The organism is Xylanibacter ruminicola 23 (assembly GCF_000025925.1).
GTDB classification, from domain to species: Bacteria; Bacteroidota; Bacteroidia; order Bacteroidales; family Bacteroidaceae; genus Prevotella; species Prevotella ruminicola.
Map to the genome: position 1 here is coordinate 3,216,837 of NC_014033.1, position 20,725 is coordinate 3,237,561.

A 20,725-nucleotide genomic window follows, 5' to 3' on the forward strand; every position below is an offset into this window, starting at 1 on the left:
TTTCAATTTGACTTATAATAGAGTTTGAAAAATTACTCGTCGTAAACCATATCGGCTGTTGGGTTCTGATACCAGCCCCCTGTTTCGGCTCTTAGTGTCAGATCTGTTTGCTTACCCCATGCAACAAAGCCCTCGTAAGCATTGATGATATTTATGCGCTCTTTTGGCCACTTCCATTTGTCAGGGATGGCGATACCCAGTGGTGCCTGAGCCAGTCCGCTTGGGTTACCCTCCTTTACAATGCCAATAAAATCATTACTAAGCGACTTTGATAAATCATCTGGACTTGCACCAATTTTGAATGGGCGGATTTTAAAGTCGGCATTCTGGAAGTCGAAGTCGGCCGAAGGCTTGTCGATCGTTACTGTTACGGCAGGCAGATCCACGCCGCGACCGCGACCTGTATTTACCATGGTTTTGCTAGGTGCACCGAATGCAGCGTGTACCTCAGCTCCATTGGGCCAACTAATGCGTGTATCGCCTAAATATACGTAGTTGTCGTATTCGCAACCTGCTGCTACCAAAGTAATATCTATTTTGTTAGAGTTGCTACTATTCTGTTTCACCTGAATCACCACGTCGTTCATATCAAAGTCGCACTTGGTGGTGTTATCCTCAAAGGCGTATGTCCAAGTCTGATTCTCGACAGGTGTTGGGGCAATTGGTGGGTTGCTAGTCCAGCTGGCACCACAATCGGTAGCATTATAGGTTGGATTTAACTCGCTGAATTCTACAACTTTTGTGTTCTCTCTGAATTCTACATCCGGACCATACCATTTATTATCTTTGCCCTGGTCGTTAAGGTTTTTAATGCCGATAAAGATCTTTCCTTCGGTTACTAAACTGTATCTATGAGCTTCCACGGTTGTTGTGCCACCCAGACGTACATAGTTGTTCTCGCCTGTTGCAATGAATCCCTGATAGGTATTATCGCCCTGGCCTTTCCAATGGCTATCGCCTTTGATATTTATGCCAGCATTGCCATTCATGTTGATTCGGAAGTTGTTGATGATGGCTGTTTCTATTTCTGCGTAACTACCACTCATAAGATTGAATTGTCCATCGTGCATATAGGCTTGGCCATGAACAAACAATTGACAGTAGTTGTAGAAAGTAGAATTCCATGCACTGAATTCAATACTACCGGTTTCGTAATAGCCATTGTTAATCCAATAAATGTTTGACTGGGTTACGACCGTCTCATTAGTGATATTAACCTTTCCGCTGTTATAGAAATTACATGATGAGTTCAGTGTCATTGAAGGCGCGGTGATATTTGCATCATCGCCCATATTGATAAAGTATGAGGTATTGGCACTTCCAGGAGAATAACTCATAGGTCCACTAATGTTGAAATCTCCTTCGTTATAAATTGTGCTGAAGTTGCCAATATCATATCCTTCGGTGTTGGTAGCATTAATGGTGCCGCGGTTATACATCTTGATACCTTGATTGGCAGCAATACTGTTACGCTGGTCGTTCAGTGTGGCCCCTGCGGCAACAGAAATTGAACCAGCCTGCTCGCCATAGTTGCTCTCCAGCGTTACATTACCTCTTAGAATATACAGGTTAAAGTGAGTGGAGCCATTTCTACGGATGGTTACATTACCATCTACGTTAACATACACATTATATAATTGTGGTACGCCATCAACAATATTCTGATAAGTTCCTCCGAGTTCGAAAGTGCCTGCCTGGGTTATTTTTAGGTTGTAACCAGCCTTAATACGATTGACGTAAATTGCATATAAATCCCACATAGTTACTGGTCCATATTGAGTTTGGACAGTTGTACCTTTGTAAAGCGTTTCAAGTTCTGAGACCTCATCTGCGTTAGCAGGGATTGATGTTGGGAAGGCTGATGCTAACTCGTCATTGCTGGGGAAATTAAAAGCATCGTATGTATCACCATTTACAGTAATACTTCTTGTACGTGCATTGGCAGTAGTGCTGAAGTCGTAGCTTGCATTAATCTGACCGTCTTCGATGTCAACGCACTTGTAAATCATATTGCCATCGCTCTCTTGCAGGCCCACAAAGGCTTTGGTCATATACTGTGGAATGCGGAATCCGCTAATGGTGGTGGTTGTACCTGTCATCGGTGCGCTGGCAAGTATGCTGCCATAGCCCTCGGCCAGTGGACTATTTGAAAATACATATACGGTGCCGTTGGTATCGCTCAGTCCCTTTACGTTAAAGGTGGCTGTAGCGGTAGTGGTCATCACCCAGTCCTGGTTGGCGGGGATGTAGAATCCAAGTGTTTGTTGGGCATTATCGAGTGAGGCCTGCTGCTCCTGCACTTCAACGTTAACCTCCTTCATACAAGAGGTCATAGCCACTCCCATAGTAAGGAATGCGAATCCATTCAAAAGGTACTTTTTCATACTCTACTATTAGCTAAATTCTAAGTCAAATATATTTTTCCGGTGCAAAGATACGGACTTTATCTGTAGCAGCCAAATATTTTTGCGAATATTATACATTTTGAACAAATCAGAACGGTTTTGAACAAATCAGAAAACGTTGTAACTGATTTGAACATAGGTGAAAAACAAAAGTACGCAATCGAAAGCAACATTCTGAAAGATTGTTTACCTTTGCACTCGCAAGTTTCAAAATATTATCGTATATTTGCACCCAGAAACCAAATTCATAATAACTAAAAAATATAAATTAAACAATGAAAATTTCGTTTCATAACATTTGTTTGGTTGTAATGGCTGTAGCTGCCATGTGTGGCTGCAGCCTTAATGCAACTGCCCAGCAGTTAAAGGCTGAAAACATTGATGAGATTGTAAAGGCAATGACCCTCGAAGAAAAGTGCCACATGGTACTGGGGCGCGGCATGCATTTTAACGATGAGGCCAAATTCCCTGGTACAGCCGGTAGTACATTCTCGGTGGCTCGTTTGGGTATCCCCGAAACCTATTGTGCCGACTCTCAGCAAGGCTTGCGCATGAATGCCACTCGTGCTTGGGATCATAACGATTACTATCCTACAGATTTCGTGGCTTCGATGACGTTGGCTTCTACCTGGGATCGCGAGGCAGCCTTTATGGTTGGTCAGGGTATTGGTAACGAGGTGCGTGAGTTCGGACTCGATTGGATTCTGTCGCCTGCCATGAATCTTATCCGTAACCCATTGTGTGGACGCAACCATGAGTATTACTCTGAGGATCCTTATCTCTCAGGAACCATCGCTGCAGGCTATGTACGTGGCGTGCAGAGCGAGGGTACAGCTGCCTGCCCTAAGCACTTTGTGGCTAACAATCAGGAAACTAACCGCAATAACAATATCTCTCAGGTGTCGCAGCGTGCGCTCCGTGAGATTTATCTCAAGGCTTTTGAAATAATGGTTAAGGAGAGTGATCCTTGGACTATTATGACTTCTTATAATAAGCTGAATGGTCCATACGCTGTGCAGAATCGTGAACTGCTTACTACTATCGTTCGCGACGAGTGGGGCTGGAAGGGTATGTTTGTGAGCGACTGGAATGCTGGCGACGATGCCGTAGCTGCGATGCTTGCTGGCAACGATATGTTGCAGCCTGGTCAGGACAAGCAATATCAGGCCATACTCGAGGCTGCCAAGAGTGGCAAATTGCCCATGGAGGTGCTCGATGCCAACGTTAAACGCATTCTTGAGTATGTGATAAAGACTCATAACTTTAAAGGTTATAAGTATAACAACGAACCTGATTTAAAGGCTCATGCCCAGACGGTTCGTCAGGTAGGTGCCGATGGTATCGTACTGCTTAAGAATAGTGGTATTCTGCCATTGATGGGTAAGCGTGTGGCTCTGTTTGGTTGTACCAGCTACGACTGGATTTCTGGTGGTTCTGGTTTTGGTGGCACCTCAGTTGGTCACTATACCGTATCGCTTGTTGAGGGTATGCGCTCAGCTGGCTACGACGTTTATAAGCCACTGATTCGCGCCTATACCCAGCATATCGCTGCCGAGGAAAAGCGTTTGTTCCCCAATGGTCGTCCACCATTCTCACTCATGCCACCTGCACGTGCCGATGAGAAGCAGTTTACTGCCGATGAACTCAATGCTGCCATCGACGGTTCGGATGTAGCTATCATATCTTTGGGTCGTAAGAGTGGTGAGGCTGCCGATCGCAGCGAGGCCGACTTCTACCTGAAAGAGGGCGAGAAGCAGCTCATCAAGGTTGTAAGCGAGGCTTATCATGCAAAGGGCAAGCAGGTAGTTGTATTGCTCGATATCTGTAGTCCTATCGACGTGGCATCGTGGCAGAACCAAGTTGATGCGCTGGTTTGCACATGGCAGGGCGGTCAGGAGAGTGGTTTTGCTGTGGCCGATGTACTGAGCGGCAAGGTGAACCCCAGCGGCAAACTGCCTATGACCTTCCAAGTGAAGTATGGTGATGCCTATGCTGATAAGAATTTCCCTGCTCATGTGGACGATAAGACGATGGGCTCGATGTTTATGTGGGGGCGCAACAAGGATGATGCCAAGAAACGTGAGCCCCAGGCTAATATCGACTTTACTAACTACGAGGAGGATATCTATGTAGGCTATCGCTACTTTGACAGCTTTGGAAAACCTGTGGCTTATCCCTTCGGATTCGGACTGAGCTATACCACCTTTGCTTATGAGAATATGTGTGTGAGCGAGGTAAATGGCATTTATACCATTAAGGTTGATGTGAAGAATACAGGCAAGAAGGCTGGTCGCAATGTGGTAGAGCTTTTTGTGGCTGCACCAAACAGCAAGAAACTGAACAAACCTGAAAAGGAACTGCGCAACTATGCTAAGACAAGTTTGCTGCAGCCTGGACAGACAGAGACTGTTACCATGCTGGTAAAGGTAGAGGACTTAGCATCGTTCAACGAGAAAGCTTCTGCTTGGAAAACCGATGCTGGTCGCTACAACTTCCTGATTTGTTCATCGGCTAACGATGTTGAGGCTAAGGCATCAGCAAATGTAAAGGGCTGGACTAAGAAGGTAAACAACGTAATGAAACCCAATGTGAAACTTAACTTATTAAAAAGGTAATATAACAATCGTATGAACAAAAAAATCATGACTTTAGCGCTGGCAGCCATGTGCTGTGTTGGCGCTCAGGCACAGGAGAAACTCTTCAATAGTGCCAGTGTTCAATCCCCCGTTGTAAACAAAGACGGAACCGTAACATTCAATCTCTTTGCTCCTAAAGCCGTAAAGGTTGAGGTGACAGGCGACTTCCTGCCAACTCAGCAGATCGACATTCCTGGCTATGGCAAGTACGATGCCCCAGGTGTTGCTGAACTGAAAGAGGGTAAGAATGGCGTGTGGAGCTTTACCACCGATAAGCTGGCTCCTGAGATGTACAGCTATACCTTCAATATCGATGGTATGACTGGCGTAAAGGACCCCGCTAACATCTATGTAAATCGCGATATCGTTTCGTTTACAAATATCTTTATTGTAAGCGACCAGAAGGGAGATAAAGGCGATTTGTATAAGGTAAACGAGGTGCCTCACGGAAACCTGAGTAAGGTTTGGTACAATAGTCCTACACTGATAATGCAGCGTCGTATGACTATCTATACCCCTGCTGGTTATGATAAGGGTGGTAAGTATCCTGTGCTGTATCTGTTGCATGGTGCAGGTGGCGATGAGAATGCTTGGAGCGAGCTCGGTCGTGCCGCACAGATTCTCGATAACCTGATTGCAACAGGTAAGGCTAAGCCTATGATTGTAGTTATGCCTAACGGTAATCCCAACTGTCAGGCTGCTCCTGGTGAGTGGTCATGGGGTATGTACACTCCAGGCTTCCGCGACGGAGGTACTGGTCCTACAGCTCCTGCAGCAGCATCAATCCCCGAGAGCTTTATGGATATCGTAAACTATGTTGATGCCAACTATCGTACTCTGAAGGATCGTTCTCACCGTGCTATCTGTGGCTTGTCGATGGGTGGTGGTCACACTTTCCACGTAAGTCTGCTCTATCCTAACAAGTTCGATTACTTCGGTCTTTTCTCGGCTGGTCTGCACTTGGAGAATGGTACATACGAGGCTTCGTTTGCCAAGCAGATTGAGAATAGTAAAACCTTCGCACAGCAGAGTGCTAAACTGTTCGGTAGCAAGCCAAAGCTCTACTGGATGGGTATGGGTAAGACTGATTTCCTGTATCAGAGCACAGTCGACCTGCGTAACTACTGGGATAGCAAGGGTTACAAGTATGAGTATGTTGAGACCGATGGTGGTCATATCTGGCGCAACTGGCGTATTTATCTCACCATGTTCGCCCAGAAGATTTTTAAGTAATAGCAAAAAGAACCCTCGCCAATTGGTGAGGGTTCTTCTTTATTTCTTATGCTTATCTATTTTTCGAAGTACAAAGTTAAAGGCCTCTAAACCAACCAGTACTAAAACTGTGGATGCTATGGAGAGTACATACATACCGCCTCCACAAGCCAGACCGATGGCGGCTGTAACCCACAAACCTGCTGCGGTGGTTAAACCACGAACCACATTCTCGCTTTTATGGAAGATAATGGTACCGGCGCCAATAAAACCGATACCCGATACAACCTGGGCAGCTACACGCGAAACATCCCAACGGTGTTCAGGCGTATTCATAACGCCGTCGAATCCGTAAGCCGAGACTATCATAAATACTGCCGAGCCTAATGCCACTAAAAAGTGGGTGCGCAAACCTGCCTCTTTGGCTCGATATTCGCGCTCCAGTCCGATAGCACCTCCAAGGAGTGCGGCTACGAATATGCGTAATATAAACTCCCAAGTCATATCCATAACTATATCTTTTTACGATAACAACGATGTCGTCTGTGAATAGTGGCATCCAGATACTGCCACTGCGAGAGTACACCCTCGTTGGTCTCCATCTGCGGGCCTGTTTCTGCCCATTTAAAGCCATAGCGCTGGAACTGGCGAATCAGGTCATCGAAAATCAGGGCGTTGGCACCTTTGCCACGATACTCGGGTAGTACGCCTATCAGTAGCAGGTCGACAGTATCGGTGTTATGCCATTTCAGTGTTTTCAGCAATTCCCACCAGCCAAAGGGCAGGAATCGGCCATCGCGAGTGCGCTGGAGGGTACGTGAGAATGAGGGGAAGGTTACACCAAATCCCACCATTTTATCGCCGTCCATAATTCCTGTAACCAGGTTCAGGTCGGCAATCTTAATGTAATCGTTCACCAGTTTGTCTATCTGGTGTTGTGAAAGTTCCGAGAATCCGTACAAATCCTTGTAGGTTGCATTCAACAGATGGAATACCTCGCGGCCCCAGCCATCGCTTACCAGTTCCTTGCGGGTAAACTTATGTACCCTCAATCCATAGCGATTACGTACCATATCAGTAATCTTGGCAAACTTGGCAGGCACCACTTCGGGTACTTTCACCTTGCATTCTACATAGTCGTTGTCCTTTATGAATCCCCCCTTCTGTTCCATGTGTTGAGGATAGTAGGGGTAGTTGTAGTTAATGTACATGGTAGATAACTGGTCGAATCCATCAACAAGCATGCCCTCACGGTCGGTATCGATAAAACCTAACGGACCGGCTATCTCTGTCATGCTTTTTGCTTTGCCCCAGTCTTCTACAGCTTTTAAGAGTGCTGTGCTCACTTCGGGGTCGTCGATAAAATCGAACCAACCGAAGCGTACCTGTCGGCACCCCCAGCGCTCATTGGCGCGATGGTTAATGATGGCAGCCACGCGTCCTGCAATCTCTCCATTCTTGTATGCTAAGAAATATTCTGCTTCACAGCATTCAAACGAAGGGTTCTTATCGCGACGAAGCGTTGACATCTCATCTGAAAAGAGATAGGGCACAGCACTGTCGCATCCCCTGTACAGGTCGTAATAGAACTGTACGAACTGCTTAAGCTCACGCTTAGTTTCAACCCTTTTTATCTTTATCATAGGTGCAAAAGTAATACAAAAAAACGAAACTCGCAAACATTTATGAAGTTTTTTATAGGGCTTCTATGTAATCGTAGAGCTTCTTGTAGAATGGATGACGAGTCAGTGTCGAAGCATCTCCAAGTATGATTAGTTTCATTCGGGCACGGGTGATGGCTACATTCATACGGCGCAAATCGCGTAGGAAACCAATCTGTCCTTCGTCGTTGGCACGTACCAGCGAAATCATAATAATGTCGCGCTCCTGTCCTTGGAATCCATCTACGGTATTTATGCTGATAAGACTTTTGAAAGGCTTGAAGAATTCGCGCTTTTTCAGTTGTTGGCGCAGATACTGTACCTGGGCGCGATAGGGCGAAATCACACCCACATCGATGCGTTCTTTGATTATACGTTCCTTACCAATCTTCTCAAAATACTGTTGCAGCGCCAGCATGGTCAATTCTGCCTCGGCCTTGTTAATTCTACCAAAACTCTCGCCTACAAACTCTTCTTTGAATGTGATGCCGCTCTCCTCGGGGAAATCGAATTGTGAGGTGTCTATCCATGTCATCGGTACATCCAGGTCCAGAATGCTGCGATACTTTACATCTGGTGCACTTTCCACCTGGTTGTTGTAAAACCAGTCGCTCGAGAATCGCATAATCTCTTCGTTCATGCGGTATTGCATCTTCAGCAGCGTCACCACTTCAGGCTTGTTTTCAACAATGCGCTCCATCAGTGTTTTGCCTAATCCTGCCTTCAGGGCCTCGTAGCACTTAACGGTGGGTGGCAACTGACAGTGGTCGCCAGCTAGTATTACTCTCGATACACGTCGCATAGGAATCCAGCAGGCTGCTTCGAGCGCCTGGGCTGCTTCGTCAATAAATAAGGTGCCGAATTTCTGACCATCAAGCACTTTATTGGCCGAGCCTACCAAGGTGCAGGCTATCACACGTGCTTCGCTAAACAGATCGTTCTTGATGCGCAATTCCAGTTCGGTGGCTCGTTCCTTTAGGCGCTCCACCTTTTGGTGGAATTTCTGGTCGCCTCTTTTGCGATTGGCTCGAACCTCACGGATAGCCTTTCTTAATGCCCACAACATTTCATAGTCGGGATGGGCTTCAAAGCGGCGCTCGTAGGTAAACGATAGCATCTTATCGTTCACGCGGGTGGGATTTCCTATTCTCAGGACGTTTACGCCACGGTCGACTAATATCTCTGATATCCAGTCAACTGCCATGTTACTTTGAGCACACACCAATACTTGGCTTTCGCGCATTAACGTTTCGTAGATGGCTTCAACTAGTGTGGTAGTCTTGCCGGTTCCTGGAGGTCCGTGCACAATGGCTACATCCTTGGCTCTCAGCACCTTGTTTACAGCATCTTCCTGTGTGGCATTCAGATATGTGAAGTGTAGTGGACTGAAATTGAAAGTCTCAGCCTTCTGTCTGTTATAAAACAGGTCGCGTAGATAGCCTAATCGTCCTTTGGCGCTCATCACTCTGTCAAGCGCATCAAACATCATCTTATAGCTGGTCTCGTCGAAGAAGAGTTGTATTCCTAACTTTTCGGCATCCTGTATCTCTACCAGTCCGATGCCATCGGGTACAGCTACTACCATTCTGTTGCCATCTACATAGCTCACACTGGCTGTCATCTTAAAATAGCTGATTTTCCCGTCGGCATCCACGCTGAAGAATACTACGGGCTTGCCATATTCAAAATTATGTTCAATCTCCTCGTCGGTTTGTCTTAAAACCTCTATAACGCGTTGGTTCAGCGAGTTGTAATAAGTTTTGCTAACGGTGAGCGGAAACCATACGTCACCACGTTTTATCTTCCGCTGCAGCCCCATTTGTTCTGTCTGCTGGCGGAATTCTTCTTTCTCGGCCTCATACTCCATTTGTAGCAGTTGCCGTTGTTTCTGTAGTGCCAATATCGGCGAATCAAGTTGTTTTTCCATAAACGTGTGCAAAGTTAGCAAAAAAATAGGAAAGTATTATCGACTTATCTTAAAAAATAGTAACTTTGCAGCCGAAATGAAACAGATATTGCTTATTAACGATGTTGTGGGCTATGGAAAGGTTGGCATGGGAGCCATGTTGCCTATCCTCTCTTACTTAGGCATCCCTACGTATAGCTTGCCTACTGCCCTTGTGTCTAATACACTCGACTACGGAAAGTTTAATATCCAGGATACCACCGATTACATCCGTGGTACTCTGCCTGTGTGGAAAGAACTTGGCTTTGGTTTTGATGCCATCTGTACAGGACTGATGTTCAGCGATGAGCAGGCTAAACTGGTGGCTGGCTACTGCAAAGAGCAGGGCGAACAAGGCACAACGGTATTCGTTGACCCGATTCTGGGTGATGGTGGACGATTGTATAATGGCATGACGGAACGTCAGGTGGAGCTGATGCGCGAGATGGTATCGGTTGCGCATCTCTGTTTTCCTAACTATACCGAGGCTTGCTACCTGACCAATACACCAATCAAAATGGAAGGTATTAGCTGGGAAGAGGCTGGCGATTTGTTGGACGAGTTACGTAAGATAGGCACCAAGTCGGCTCTGATAACAAGCTGTAAGGTAGACGGACGCAATGCGGTGGTGGGCTATAATCACTACGATGATAGCTACTTTCACCTGGAGTATCATGAGATTCCTGGTTTGTTCCATGGCACTGGCGATATCTTCTCAGCGGTATTGATTGGTCATCTGCTGAATGGCGAGAGCTTGAAGACAAGTACTCGTACAGCGATGGATACTGTATTCCGAATGATTGAGCGTTACAAGGATACCGATGATAAAAATCGTGGTATTCCAGTAGAGAAATGTCTCGATCTCTTATGATCATCCATCCTCTTCATACTAACATTCCCAAACCAGAACGGTTCACTTGGCCTTTCTGCTATGAACCTCATCCGCTGTGTTTATTGGCATGCGACGAGGTGAAGCAGGAGATTGAAAGGATAGGTCCGAAAGAGGGTAAGATGTTTGGGGTCCTGGTTGTGGAAGTTAATGGCGGCTTAGGTTTCCTAGCTGCTTATTCTGGATTGTTAGAAGGGCGGAACGACTGGCCCTATTTTGTGCCGCCGGTTTTTGATGCCCAGCAGCCTGATGGCTATTTTAAGCAGAAAGAGCGCGAGATATCTGCACTTAACCAACACTCATCATCTGAAACTCAAAACCTGCACAAAGAGATGTCGCAGTATTTACAACTGTGGCTATTCCAACAATACAGAATATTAAATGCCCATGGCGAAATTAAAGATCTGGTGGAGATATGGCGCGACTATCACCAGAACCCCAAAATACAAAAGAAATTTCCCTTACCACCAGGTGGCACAGGTGATTGCTGTGCACCAAAACTGTTGCAGTATGCTTATCTGCAACATTTAAAACCTGTATGCATGGCAGAATTCTGGTGGGGACCTTCGCCTAAAAGCGAAGTGCGTTACCATGGTGAGTTTTATCCTGCCTGCAGAGGTAAATGTAAGCCTGTGCTTACTTGGATGTTGCAAGGTTTGGAAGTGGATCCCGATCCGGAAACCTCGGGCTTTTTGCATCAAGGCATCGAAATCGTCTATGAGGACGAGGCGATTGCGGCTGTTTATAAGCCATCAGGTATGCTGAGTGTACCAGGTAAGACTGATGATTACTCGGTCGCTACATGGGCTAAGGAACGATGGGCTGCATCTATGTTGCCTCATCGTTTGGATTTGATGACTTCCGGCATTATGCTGGTAGCCAAAACACCCGAGGCTTATCACCATTTGCAGAATCAGTTTGCGGCTCGTACTATCAAGAAGAAATACTTAGCAGTTGTCGAGGGCGAAATACAACAACCTCATGGTGTAATCGATCTGCCTCTGAGTAGCGATCCGATGAATCGCCCTTGTCAGATAGTTGACTATGAGCACGGCAAACGTGCCATTACCGAATATCGTGTATTAGACCGTCAGCAATCCCCTACCACTCATCGTCCAGTAACCCTTCTTGCCCTTTATCCTCATACGGGGCGTACGCATCAATTGAGAATGCACTGTGCGCATCAAGAAGGGTTAGGGTGTCCGATTTTGGGTGATGAACTCTATGGTCATAAGGCAGATCGACTTTATCTTCAGGCCGAGTCGATAGCTTTTGAACATCCAACTACTGGTAAGCGTTTGCATCTTTTTTGCCCGCAAGACAAAAAAATATGGCCAATTTGATGGATGTTTGCAGATAATTAGCTATTTTTGCAGGCAAATAAAAACAATAATTGTATGAAAGCTATTAAATATTTATGTTTGTGCATGCTAAGTTTCTTTACACTTGGTGTGTATGCTCAGGCGGATAGTCGTGTGGGCAATATTACTGGTATCCTGTATCAGCTGACGTTTAATGTGCCAGAGAATCCTCAGGCAAAGGTAACAGGTAAGGCTACAATTACATTCGATACCAGAACCAAGCAGGATGTGGTACTCGATTTTCAGGGAACACCAGGTAATGTGTTGGTATATAAAGGAAACAAAGGTAAAGGTAAGCAGGCCAGTGTAAAGATTCAGAATAATCAGATTATTATTCCAGGAAAACTGTTTAAGGCTGGTACAAATAAGGTTTCACTCGACTTTACTAGTCAGGACAAAGCTTTTGTTCGTAGTGGTAGCGTGCTGTATACTCAGGTGCAGGCCGACGAAGGCCGTGCCCTCTTCCCTTGTTTCGATGTAGAGGGTTTGCGTGCTCAGTATCAGACTACCATCAATGCCCCTGCTGGTTGGAAAGCTATTACTGTGGATATATCTGAGAAGATGGCACCATCGCACTACGCTTTTGCAGTTGGTAAATTCAACGAGAAATCGTCTACAGTAGATGGTCGTACTTTGCGCGTGTTCTACACAGAGACCGATCCTGCCAAGGTGGCCCAGATAGATGATGTATTTAAAGAGGTTACTAAGGCCATGAAGTGGATGGAGGGTTACACTGGTATAGCTAACCCTTATGATAAAGAAGGTGTGGTTTATATCCTGCCCAGTTTCCAGTTGGGCGGTTTGGAGCGTCGTGGCGCTGTAGCCCTGAGCGAGAAGACCATTTTCTTAGGCAAGAAGCCTTCGAAGGAGGATTTGATGAAACGTACCGAATTGATTGCCCACGAAACGGCTCATATATGGTTCGGTAATATCACTGCTATCGACGAGCCTTGGGCTAAGGAGGTGCTGGCCAACTTTATGGCATCAAAGATTACCAGTAGTCAGTATAAGAAGAATGAGTTTGAGATAAACTTCATGAATACCTATATGCGCAATGCGATGAATCTGGATAGAACCGAAGTCTCTCATCCCATTGCAGGTGAGTATGGTGATCCGCATGACCCCGTATGGATGTACGACCATATTAACTATTGCAAGGCACCAGTAATGATGCGTATGCTTGAAGATGAGATGGGAGCCGAGGCCATGCAGAAAGGTCTGCAACAGTGCATTAAGGATCACTATCTGGGTCATATCAGTTGGAATCAGATTGTTGAAACACTCGACAAGCAGGCTCCTGGTGCTGGTGTACGTCAGTTCTGTGATGTATGGGTAAATCAGAAAGGTATGCCTATTATCACAACCTCTTTTAAGAATGGTGATGTGATTGTATCGCAGACCGATCCTTATGGACGTGGATTGTGCTGGCGCCAGAAGTTTGAGCTGAAGGTGATCAGCAATTTAGGACAGTCGCAGACTATCAAGGTTGATATGCAGCAGCCAACCATGACCTTCAAGCAGAAGAGTGGTGCTGCTCCTGGCTATATTATTCCAAACCAGGATGGTCGCGGTTATGGTCGCTTTACACTCGATGATAACTATGTGAAGATTCTGCCCATGCGTCTCATCACAACACGCAATGACTTGCACCGCTATACCTTGCTGAATCTGATTCACGATAATTACTTGCAGGGTAAGTTGGCGCCATCGCACTTTGGCGAACTGTTCCGTTTCTTGGGGCGTGAGAAGAATCCGATAATTATGGAAACAGCCATCGACCAGATGCATAAGATTGCTTCAGACTTGACCATGCAGCAGCGTTATACACTCGAGTTGGTAATTATGGATCTGCTGGGTGAGAATAAAACCAAGGAGTGCCGCCAGTTGGTATGGCGTAAGTTGGGTACCAGTGCTATCTCGCCTGAGGTACTGAATAAGTTGCAGACCATTCTGGATCGCCATAACGAGAGCGTTTTGGATGAGCACGACTATATGGAGATAGCCTATCGTCTGGCCATCACCCGTCCTGACCGTCGTCAGCAGATTCTGGAAAAGGAGCGCGCTCGCCTCACTACCGATGAATTGCGACAGGAGTTCGATTTCGTAAGTCGTGCTACTGATCCTATTGCCAGCAATCGTGTAGAGGTTTTCAAGAGCTTGCTGAAGCCTGAGAACCGTCAGAACGAGGCGTGGGTACTGAATACCCTGCGTTTGTTGAACTCGGATGTGTATGAGCCACAGAGCAATGTTTACATTGTTGAGGGCTTGAAGGCACTGCCTGAGATACAGAAGACTAACAGTTTGGCTTTTCCAAGTCGCTGGACCAGAACGTTGATTTCTTCGCATAAGAGCGCTGAGGCTAAGACCGAGGTACAGAAGTTCTTGAATAGCTCGGCTGGCTTCCCTGCCAATCTGAAGAACTACGTATATGAGTCGGCCTGGGTGCTGATGAATCAGATTCCATACGTGGATAAGACAGTAAAGGCAGCGCCTGCTTCGGCTAAGAAGACTGTCACCAAGAAAAGAAAGTAATAATCTAAAGAGCCTCTCCTAATTGTATGGAGGGGCTTTTAATTTAAGTTTTAGGTAAATATATTTGTGATTTCAAATTAAAAATAGTACCTTTGCACGCAAATTAAAATATTATAAAATAAGTAAGGTATGATACGCTTCTTTCAGACCCCACAGAAATCGGTGATCGCCACGGAGGTTGATCACGTACTGAGTGAACAGGAAATCAAGGAATTAAACTGGCTTTATGGTGATGCCACGCTATTAGATGCAGAGCAGCTGGAGGGCTACTATGTTGGTCCACGCCGCGAGATGGTAACACCATGGAGTACAAATGCCGTTGAGATTACACAGAATATGGGCCTCAGCGGCATTTCTCGTATAGAGGAATATTTTGCCGTAGACTCAAAGGATGCTGAGCACGACGAGATGTTGCAGCGTATGTATAATGGCCTGAATCAGGACATTTTTACCATCAACATCAAGCCAGAGCCAATTAAGTATGTGGATAATCTGGAGGAATATAACGAGCAGGAAGGTCTGGCTCTTAGTCCAGAGGAGATTGAATATCTGCACGGACTGGAGAAGAAGAACGGACGTCCATTGACCGATTCAGAGATCTTCGGTTTTGCCCAGATCAACTCTGAGCACTGCCGTCATAAGATCTTTGGCGGAACCTTTATCATTGACGGTAAGGAGATGGAGTCAAGCCTCTTTGCAATGATTAAGAAGACTACACAGGAGAATCCTAACAAGATTCTTTCGGCTTATAAGGATAATGTAGCTTTTGCGCAGGGGCCTGTGGTTGAGCAGTTCGCTCCAAAGGATCAGAGTACTAGCGACTACTTCCAGGTAAAAGATATCGAGAGTGTTATCTCTCTGAAGGCTGAGACACACAACTTCCCCACAACCGTAGAGCCATTCAATGGTGCTGCTACAGGTACTGGTGGTGAAATCCGCGACCGTATGGGTGGTGGTGTTGGTTCATGGCCTATCGCTGGTACAGCTGTTTATATGACCGCTTATCCACGTTTGACCGACGATGACAAGCTGACTCGCGACTGGGAGGATATTCTTCCCGTTCGTCAGTGGTTGTATCAGACACCAGAGCAGATTTTGATTAAGGCCTCGAATGGCGCTTCTGACTTCGGAAATAAGTTCGGTCAGCCGCTGATCTGCGGTTCTGTACTCACCTTCGAGCACCAGGAGCCAAACGATACCAAGTATGCTTACGATAAGGTTATCATGCTGGCTGGTGGTGTTGGTTATGGTACTAAGCGTGACTGCCTGAAGAAAGAGCCTCAGAAGGGTAACAAGGTGGTAGTAGTAGGTGGTGATAACTACCGTATCGGTCTTGGTGGTGGCTCTGTATCATCAGTTGATACTGGTCGCTACAGCAATGGTATCGAGTTGAACGCTGTTCAGCGCGCTAACCCTGAGATGCAGAAGCGCGCCTATAACCTGGTTCGTGCTCTCTGTGAGGAGGATGTGAACCCCGTTGTTTCAATTCACGACCATGGTTCAGCCGGTCACCTCAACTGTCTCTCTGAGCTTGTTGAGGAGTGCGGTGGTGAGATTGATATGACTAAACTGCCTATTGGCGACAAGACTCTGAGTTCTAAGGAGATCATTGCTAACGAGAGTCAGGAGCGTATGGGACTGCTCATCGATGAGAAGCATATCGAACATGTACGTAAGATTGCTGAGCGCGAGCGTGCTCCACTGTATGTAGTAGGTGAAACTACTGGCGATGCTCACTTCTCGTTCAAGCAGGGCGATGGTGTGAAACCATTCGATTTGGATGTGGCTCAGATGTTCGGTCACTCACCAAAGACTATTATGAAGGATAATACTGTAGAACGCCACTATGCTGACGTAACCTACAGTCAGGATAAGATTAACGAGTACCTCGACCGCGTGCTCCAGCTTGAGGCTGTGGCTTGTAAGGATTGGTTGACTAACAAGGTCGACCGTTCGGTTACAGGTAAGATTGCACGTCAGCAGTGTCAGGGTGAGATTCAGTTGCCTCTGAGCGACTGTGGTGTTGTTGCCCTCGACTATCGTGGTGTTAAGGGTATCGCCACAGCGCTTGGTCATGCACCTCAGGCTGGTCTGGCTGATCCTGCTGCTGGTTCTGTACTCTCTGTTGCTGAGGCACTGACCAACATCGTTTGGGCTCCTCTGGCTGAGGGAATGGATTCGCTGAGCCTCTCTGCTAACTGGATGTGGCCTTGCCGCTCTCAGGAGGGTGAGGATGCTCGCTTGTATGCTGGTGTTAAAGCTCTGAGCGATTTCTGCTGCGACCTGCACATCAACGTACCAACAGGTAAGGACTCGCTGTCACTCTCTCAGCAGTATCCTAATGGCGAGAAGATTATCTCTCCAGGAACAGTGATTGTATCAGCTGGTGGTGAGGTTTCTGACATTAAGAAAGTTGTATCGCCTGTATTGGTTAACGATAAGAATGCGTCACTCTATCATATCGACTTCTCGTTCGACGAGCAGCGCCTTGGTGGTTCGGCCTTTGCCCAGAGCTTAGGTAAGGTAGGCGACGATGTTCCTACTGTTAAGAATGCCGAGTATTTTGCCGATGCCTTCATGGCCGTTCAGGAGATGATTAATCGTGGTTGGATTATGGCTGGTCACGATATCTCAGCCGGTGGTTTGATTACCACTCTGCTCGAGATGTGCTTTGCCAACACTAAGGGTGGTATGCATATCAACCTGCACGAGATTTGTGCCGATGGCGATGTTGTTAAGACTCTCTTCGCTGAGAACCCAGGTGTAGTTATCGAGGTAAGCGATGACTACAAGCAGGAGTTCAAGGACTTCATGGAGGAGCAGGGCGTTGGCTATGCTAAGATTGGTTATCCTGTTGAGGATGCCCGCACTATTGTTGTGAAGGCTGGTGATGCAGAGCAGACATTCGACATCGATGCTCTCCGTGATACATGGTATAAGACTTCTTATTTGCTCGATCGCAAGCAGAGCTTCAATGGCAAGGCTGCTGAGCGCTTCGCTAACTATAAGAAGCAGCCTATCGAGATGCAGTTTAATAAGGACTTCACTGGTAAGTTGGCTCTGTATGGAATCTCAGCCGATCGCCGTCAGGCTTCTGGCATCAAGGCTGCCATCATCCGTGAGAAGGGAACCAACGGTGAACGTGAGATGGCTTACTGCTTGTATCTGGCTGGTTTTGATGTAAAGGATGTGATGATGACCGACCTGATTTCTGGTCGCGAGACACTCGAGGACATCAATATGATTGTATTCTGTGGTGGATTCTCTAACTCCGACGTACTTGGTTCGGCTAAGGGTTGGGCTGGTGCCTTCCTCTTCAATCCTAAGGCTAAGGAGGCTCTCGATAAGTTCTATGCTCGCGAGAATACTCTGTCGCTGGGTATCTGTAACGGTTGTCAGTTGATGGTAGAACTCGGTCTCACAGGTGCTAAGGGTGCTAAGATGCTGCACAACGACTCTCATAAGTTCGAGAGTGAGTTCATCAGCCTGAGCATTCCTCAGAACAACAGCGTGATGTTTGGCTCACTGAGTGGCAACAAACTTGGTCTTTGGGTAGCTCATGGCGAGGGTAAGTTCTCACTGCCAGAGGCTGAGAGCGCTTACAATGTGATTGCTAAGTACAACTATGCTGGCTATCCCGCTAATCCTAACGGATCCGACTATAATGTAGCTGGTATCTGCTCAGCCGATGGTCGTCATCTCTGCATGATGCCTCACTTAGAGCGAGCCGTATTCCCATGGCAGAACGCCTGGTATCCTGCCGATCGTCGTCAGGACGAGGTTACTCCATGGATTGAGGCCTTCGTCAATGCACGTAAATGGGTGGAGGCTCACAAGTAATGAATATATATTGGGATTCTTTTAAGACCTTCTTTCACATTGGCATATTCACCCTTGGCGGTGGATATGCCATGATACCTTTGATAGAGGAAGAAGTTGTGAACAAGAAGAAGTGGGTAACCAAGGACGAGATGCTCGATTTGATAGCTATCGCCCAGAGTTGCCCTGGCGTGTTTGCCATCAACATCGCAACCTTTATTGGTTATAAGCTGCGCAAAACACGTGGAGCCATCTGTACCACGCTTGGAACGGCTTTGCCTTCGTTCCTGATTATTCTGGCGATTGCCATGTTCTTCAGCCAGTTTAAGGATAATAAGGTGGTGGCAGCAATGTTCCGTGGCATCCGTCCGGCAGTGGTGGCTCTGATAGCTGTACCTACATTTAATTTGGGTAAACGTGCCAAACTCAACTGGTACACCATCTGGATTCCCATCGCCTGCGCCCTGGCTATCTGGGCTTTAGGTGTTTCACCTATTTATATTATTATGATAGCTGCTGTTGGAGGTTATATCTACGGCAGAATAAATAAGACATCGTGTAATTCGTGAAATTCGTGCTTGAAATATGATTTTCGTTAGTTTATTTATCACATTTTTCGAGATAGGTCTTTTTGGCTTTGGTGGAGGTTATGGTATGCTTTCACTCATTCAGCACGAAACGGTCGAGGCACATCATTGGCTCTCAACATCAGAATTTACCGATATTGTTGCCATCTCTCAGATGACACCTGGTCCTATTGGTATCAACTCGGCCACTTATTGTGGTTATACTGCCATTCATAATGCGGGTTATGGTCATCTGGTTTCTATTTTGGGTTCTGCCACAGCTACCTTTGCTTTGGTGTTGCCATCGCTTATCCTGATGATACTTATCAGTAAGATGTTTATGAAGTATATGAACACATCGCTGGTACAGTCGATTTTTACAGGTTTGCGCCCTGCTGTTGTGGGGCTGTTGGCAGCTGCCACCCTGTTGCTTTGCAACACCGAGAACTTCTCTACACCTATCGAGAATCCTTGGCAGTTTGGTATCAGTTGCGCCCTTTTTGTGGCTACCGCTTTTGGTACAGGTTATCTTAAAATCAATCCCATCCGCATGATCTGCTATGCTGCATTTGCGGGGTTATTGTTGCTGTACTAATATTTTTTTTGATATTTTGGGATGCTTTTCGCAAAGATTTATTATCTTTGCACGCGGAATAATTGGAAACCGATGGAAGAAAAGGCGCCAATGACAATGAAGGATATCGCACGGGAGTTTGGTATTTCCGTGGCTACCGTGTCGCGTGCACTCAAGGATTCACCCCGTATCAGCGAAGAGCGTCGCAGGGCTATCCAGCAGTTTGCACGCGAGCATAACTTCTATCCTAATGCCATTGGCGAGGCTCTTCGCCATAGTCGTGTTATGCCCCAACGTGTTATTGGTGTAATAGTACCAGAGTTCACGCATTATTATTTCTCGTCCATCCTTACAGGTATCGAGGAGGCTGCTGCTGCCCGTGGCTATCGTATCATGGTGGCGCTTAGTGGCGAACAGTACGAGCGTGAGGCACAGATATGTGATAACTTCCATCGCTTTAAGGTGTGCGGTGTTATTGTGTCGCAAGCCAAGGATACCAAGAACTACGATCACTATCAGAAGTTGATTGATGCAGGTGTGCCCATCGTGTTTTACGATAGAATATGCACGGGTGTAAACGCCAGTCGTGTGGTTGTTGATGACTATATGGGTGCCATGAACGCCGTTAATTACCTGATAGAGTCGGGCTGCAAACGTATTGCTTTCTATGGCGGTCCGCTTCAGCTCGAGATATCCAAGAACCGTTTTAATGGTTATAAGGATGCCTTGTTGAGTCATGGTATGCAGATTGATGAGAGTATTGTGCAGGTGTGCGATAATCGTGCCGAAGCCGAGGAACTTACACCTAAACTGATGGCGATGGATAATCCGCCGGATGGTTATTTTGCAGTGAATGACGATACGGCTATCGGTGTGCTCTATACCGTTAAGCATGCAGGCTTCAAAGTGCCAGAGGAAGTGCAGATATGTGGCTTTACTAACGGACAGCGTGCTGTGGCCTGCGACCCGATGCTGACTACCGTTGAGCAGCGTGGTCATCGTGTAGGCGAGGAGGCTGCTACCATTCTGATGGATAAGGTCGAAGGTCTGTCGCCACTCGATAAGGTAGAGAAACACGTGGTTAAAACCCGTCTCGTTGTACGAGGAACAACCAAATAATTGAGA

Annotated in this window: 13 protein-coding genes; 9 read left to right on the forward strand and 4 right to left on the reverse strand. The window is 46.6% G+C overall.

Features of this window, described 5'->3' with window-relative positions; genetic code table 11:
* Positions 1 to 32: 32 nt before the first annotated feature.
* Positions 33 to 2,384 (reverse strand): DUF4842 domain-containing protein, encoded by a 2,352-nt coding sequence (locus PRU_RS16375; RefSeq protein ID WP_218140787.1) that lies wholly within the window; start codon positions 2,382 to 2,384, stop codon positions 33 to 35.
* A gap of 296 nt (positions 2,385 to 2,680) precedes the next feature.
* Between PRU_RS16375 and PRU_RS13620 the strand changes: the two genes are divergently transcribed.
* Together PRU_RS13620 and PRU_RS13625 are read left to right on the forward strand one after the other, a co-directional pair.
* The gene (locus tag PRU_RS13620; protein ID WP_013065579.1) at positions 2,681 to 5,020 is read left to right on the forward strand and encodes a beta-glucosidase; all 2,340 of its coding nucleotides are present in this window, start codon (positions 2,681 to 2,683) and stop codon (positions 5,018 to 5,020) included.
* A 12-nt stretch (positions 5,021 to 5,032) separates the two neighbouring features.
* Positions 5,033 to 6,274: an esterase gene (locus tag PRU_RS13625; protein ID WP_013065014.1), complete on the forward strand. Its 1,242-nt coding sequence runs from the start codon at positions 5,033 to 5,035 to the stop codon at positions 6,272 to 6,274.
* A gap of 39 nt (positions 6,275 to 6,313) precedes the next feature.
* Here PRU_RS13625 and PRU_RS13630 read toward each other — a convergent pair whose 3' ends face one another.
* The 3 genes from PRU_RS13630 to PRU_RS13640 are packed head-to-tail and all read right to left on the reverse strand — an operon-like array spanning position 6,314 to position 9,841.
* Positions 6,314 to 6,763, reverse strand: coding sequence for an MgtC/SapB family protein (locus PRU_RS13630; protein WP_013064315.1), 450 nt, complete (start codon positions 6,761 to 6,763; stop codon positions 6,314 to 6,316).
* A gap of 2 nt (positions 6,764 to 6,765) precedes the next feature.
* Positions 6,766 to 7,896: a hypothetical protein gene (locus PRU_RS13635; protein ID WP_013063511.1), complete on the reverse strand. Its 1,131-nt coding sequence runs from the start codon at positions 7,894 to 7,896 to the stop codon at positions 6,766 to 6,768.
* Between the two features lie 52 nt (positions 7,897 to 7,948).
* Positions 7,949 to 9,841 carry an AAA domain-containing protein gene (locus tag PRU_RS13640; RefSeq protein WP_041386310.1) on the reverse strand — a complete coding sequence of 631 codons (1,893 nt, stop codon included), beginning with the start codon at positions 9,839 to 9,841 and terminating at the stop codon, positions 7,949 to 7,951.
* 76 nt (positions 9,842 to 9,917) lie between these two features.
* Between PRU_RS13640 and PRU_RS13645 the strand changes: the two genes are divergently transcribed.
* From PRU_RS13645 to PRU_RS13675, 7 genes are all read left to right on the forward strand, one after another.
* Positions 9,918 to 10,730 carry a bifunctional hydroxymethylpyrimidine kinase/phosphomethylpyrimidine kinase gene (locus tag PRU_RS13645; RefSeq protein ID WP_013064698.1) on the forward strand — a complete coding sequence of 271 codons (813 nt, stop codon included), beginning with the start codon at positions 9,918 to 9,920 and terminating at the stop codon, positions 10,728 to 10,730.
* On the forward strand, positions 10,727 to 12,091 hold the full coding sequence (locus PRU_RS13650) for an RluA family pseudouridine synthase (protein WP_049769178.1): 1,365 nt from the start codon (positions 10,727 to 10,729) through the stop codon (positions 12,089 to 12,091). Before PRU_RS13645 ends, PRU_RS13650 begins: the two co-directional genes overlap by 4 nt.
* 54 nt (positions 12,092 to 12,145) lie before the next feature.
* Positions 12,146 to 14,641, forward strand: a complete 2,496-nt coding sequence (locus PRU_RS13655; protein ID WP_041386313.1) for a M1 family aminopeptidase — start codon at positions 12,146 to 12,148, stop codon at positions 14,639 to 14,641.
* A gap of 129 nt (positions 14,642 to 14,770) precedes the next feature.
* A complete protein-coding gene (purL, locus tag PRU_RS13660; RefSeq protein ID WP_013065273.1) occupies positions 14,771 to 18,481 on the forward strand; it encodes a phosphoribosylformylglycinamidine synthase in 3,711 nt (1,236 codons plus the stop codon).
* On the forward strand, positions 18,481 to 19,029 hold the full coding sequence (locus PRU_RS13665) for a chromate transporter (RefSeq protein WP_041386315.1): 549 nt from the start codon (positions 18,481 to 18,483) through the stop codon (positions 19,027 to 19,029). Before purL ends, PRU_RS13665 begins: the two co-directional genes overlap by 1 nt.
* Positions 19,030 to 19,045: 16 nt before the next feature.
* Entirely contained in the window at positions 19,046 to 19,621 is a 576-nt protein-coding gene (locus tag PRU_RS13670; RefSeq protein ID WP_013063661.1) for a chromate transporter, read from the forward strand.
* A gap of 72 nt (positions 19,622 to 19,693) precedes the next feature.
* Positions 19,694 to 20,719: a LacI family DNA-binding transcriptional regulator gene (locus PRU_RS13675; protein WP_013065485.1), complete on the forward strand. Its 1,026-nt coding sequence runs from the start codon at positions 19,694 to 19,696 to the stop codon at positions 20,717 to 20,719.
* The last annotated feature ends 6 nt before the right edge of the window (positions 20,720 to 20,725 follow it).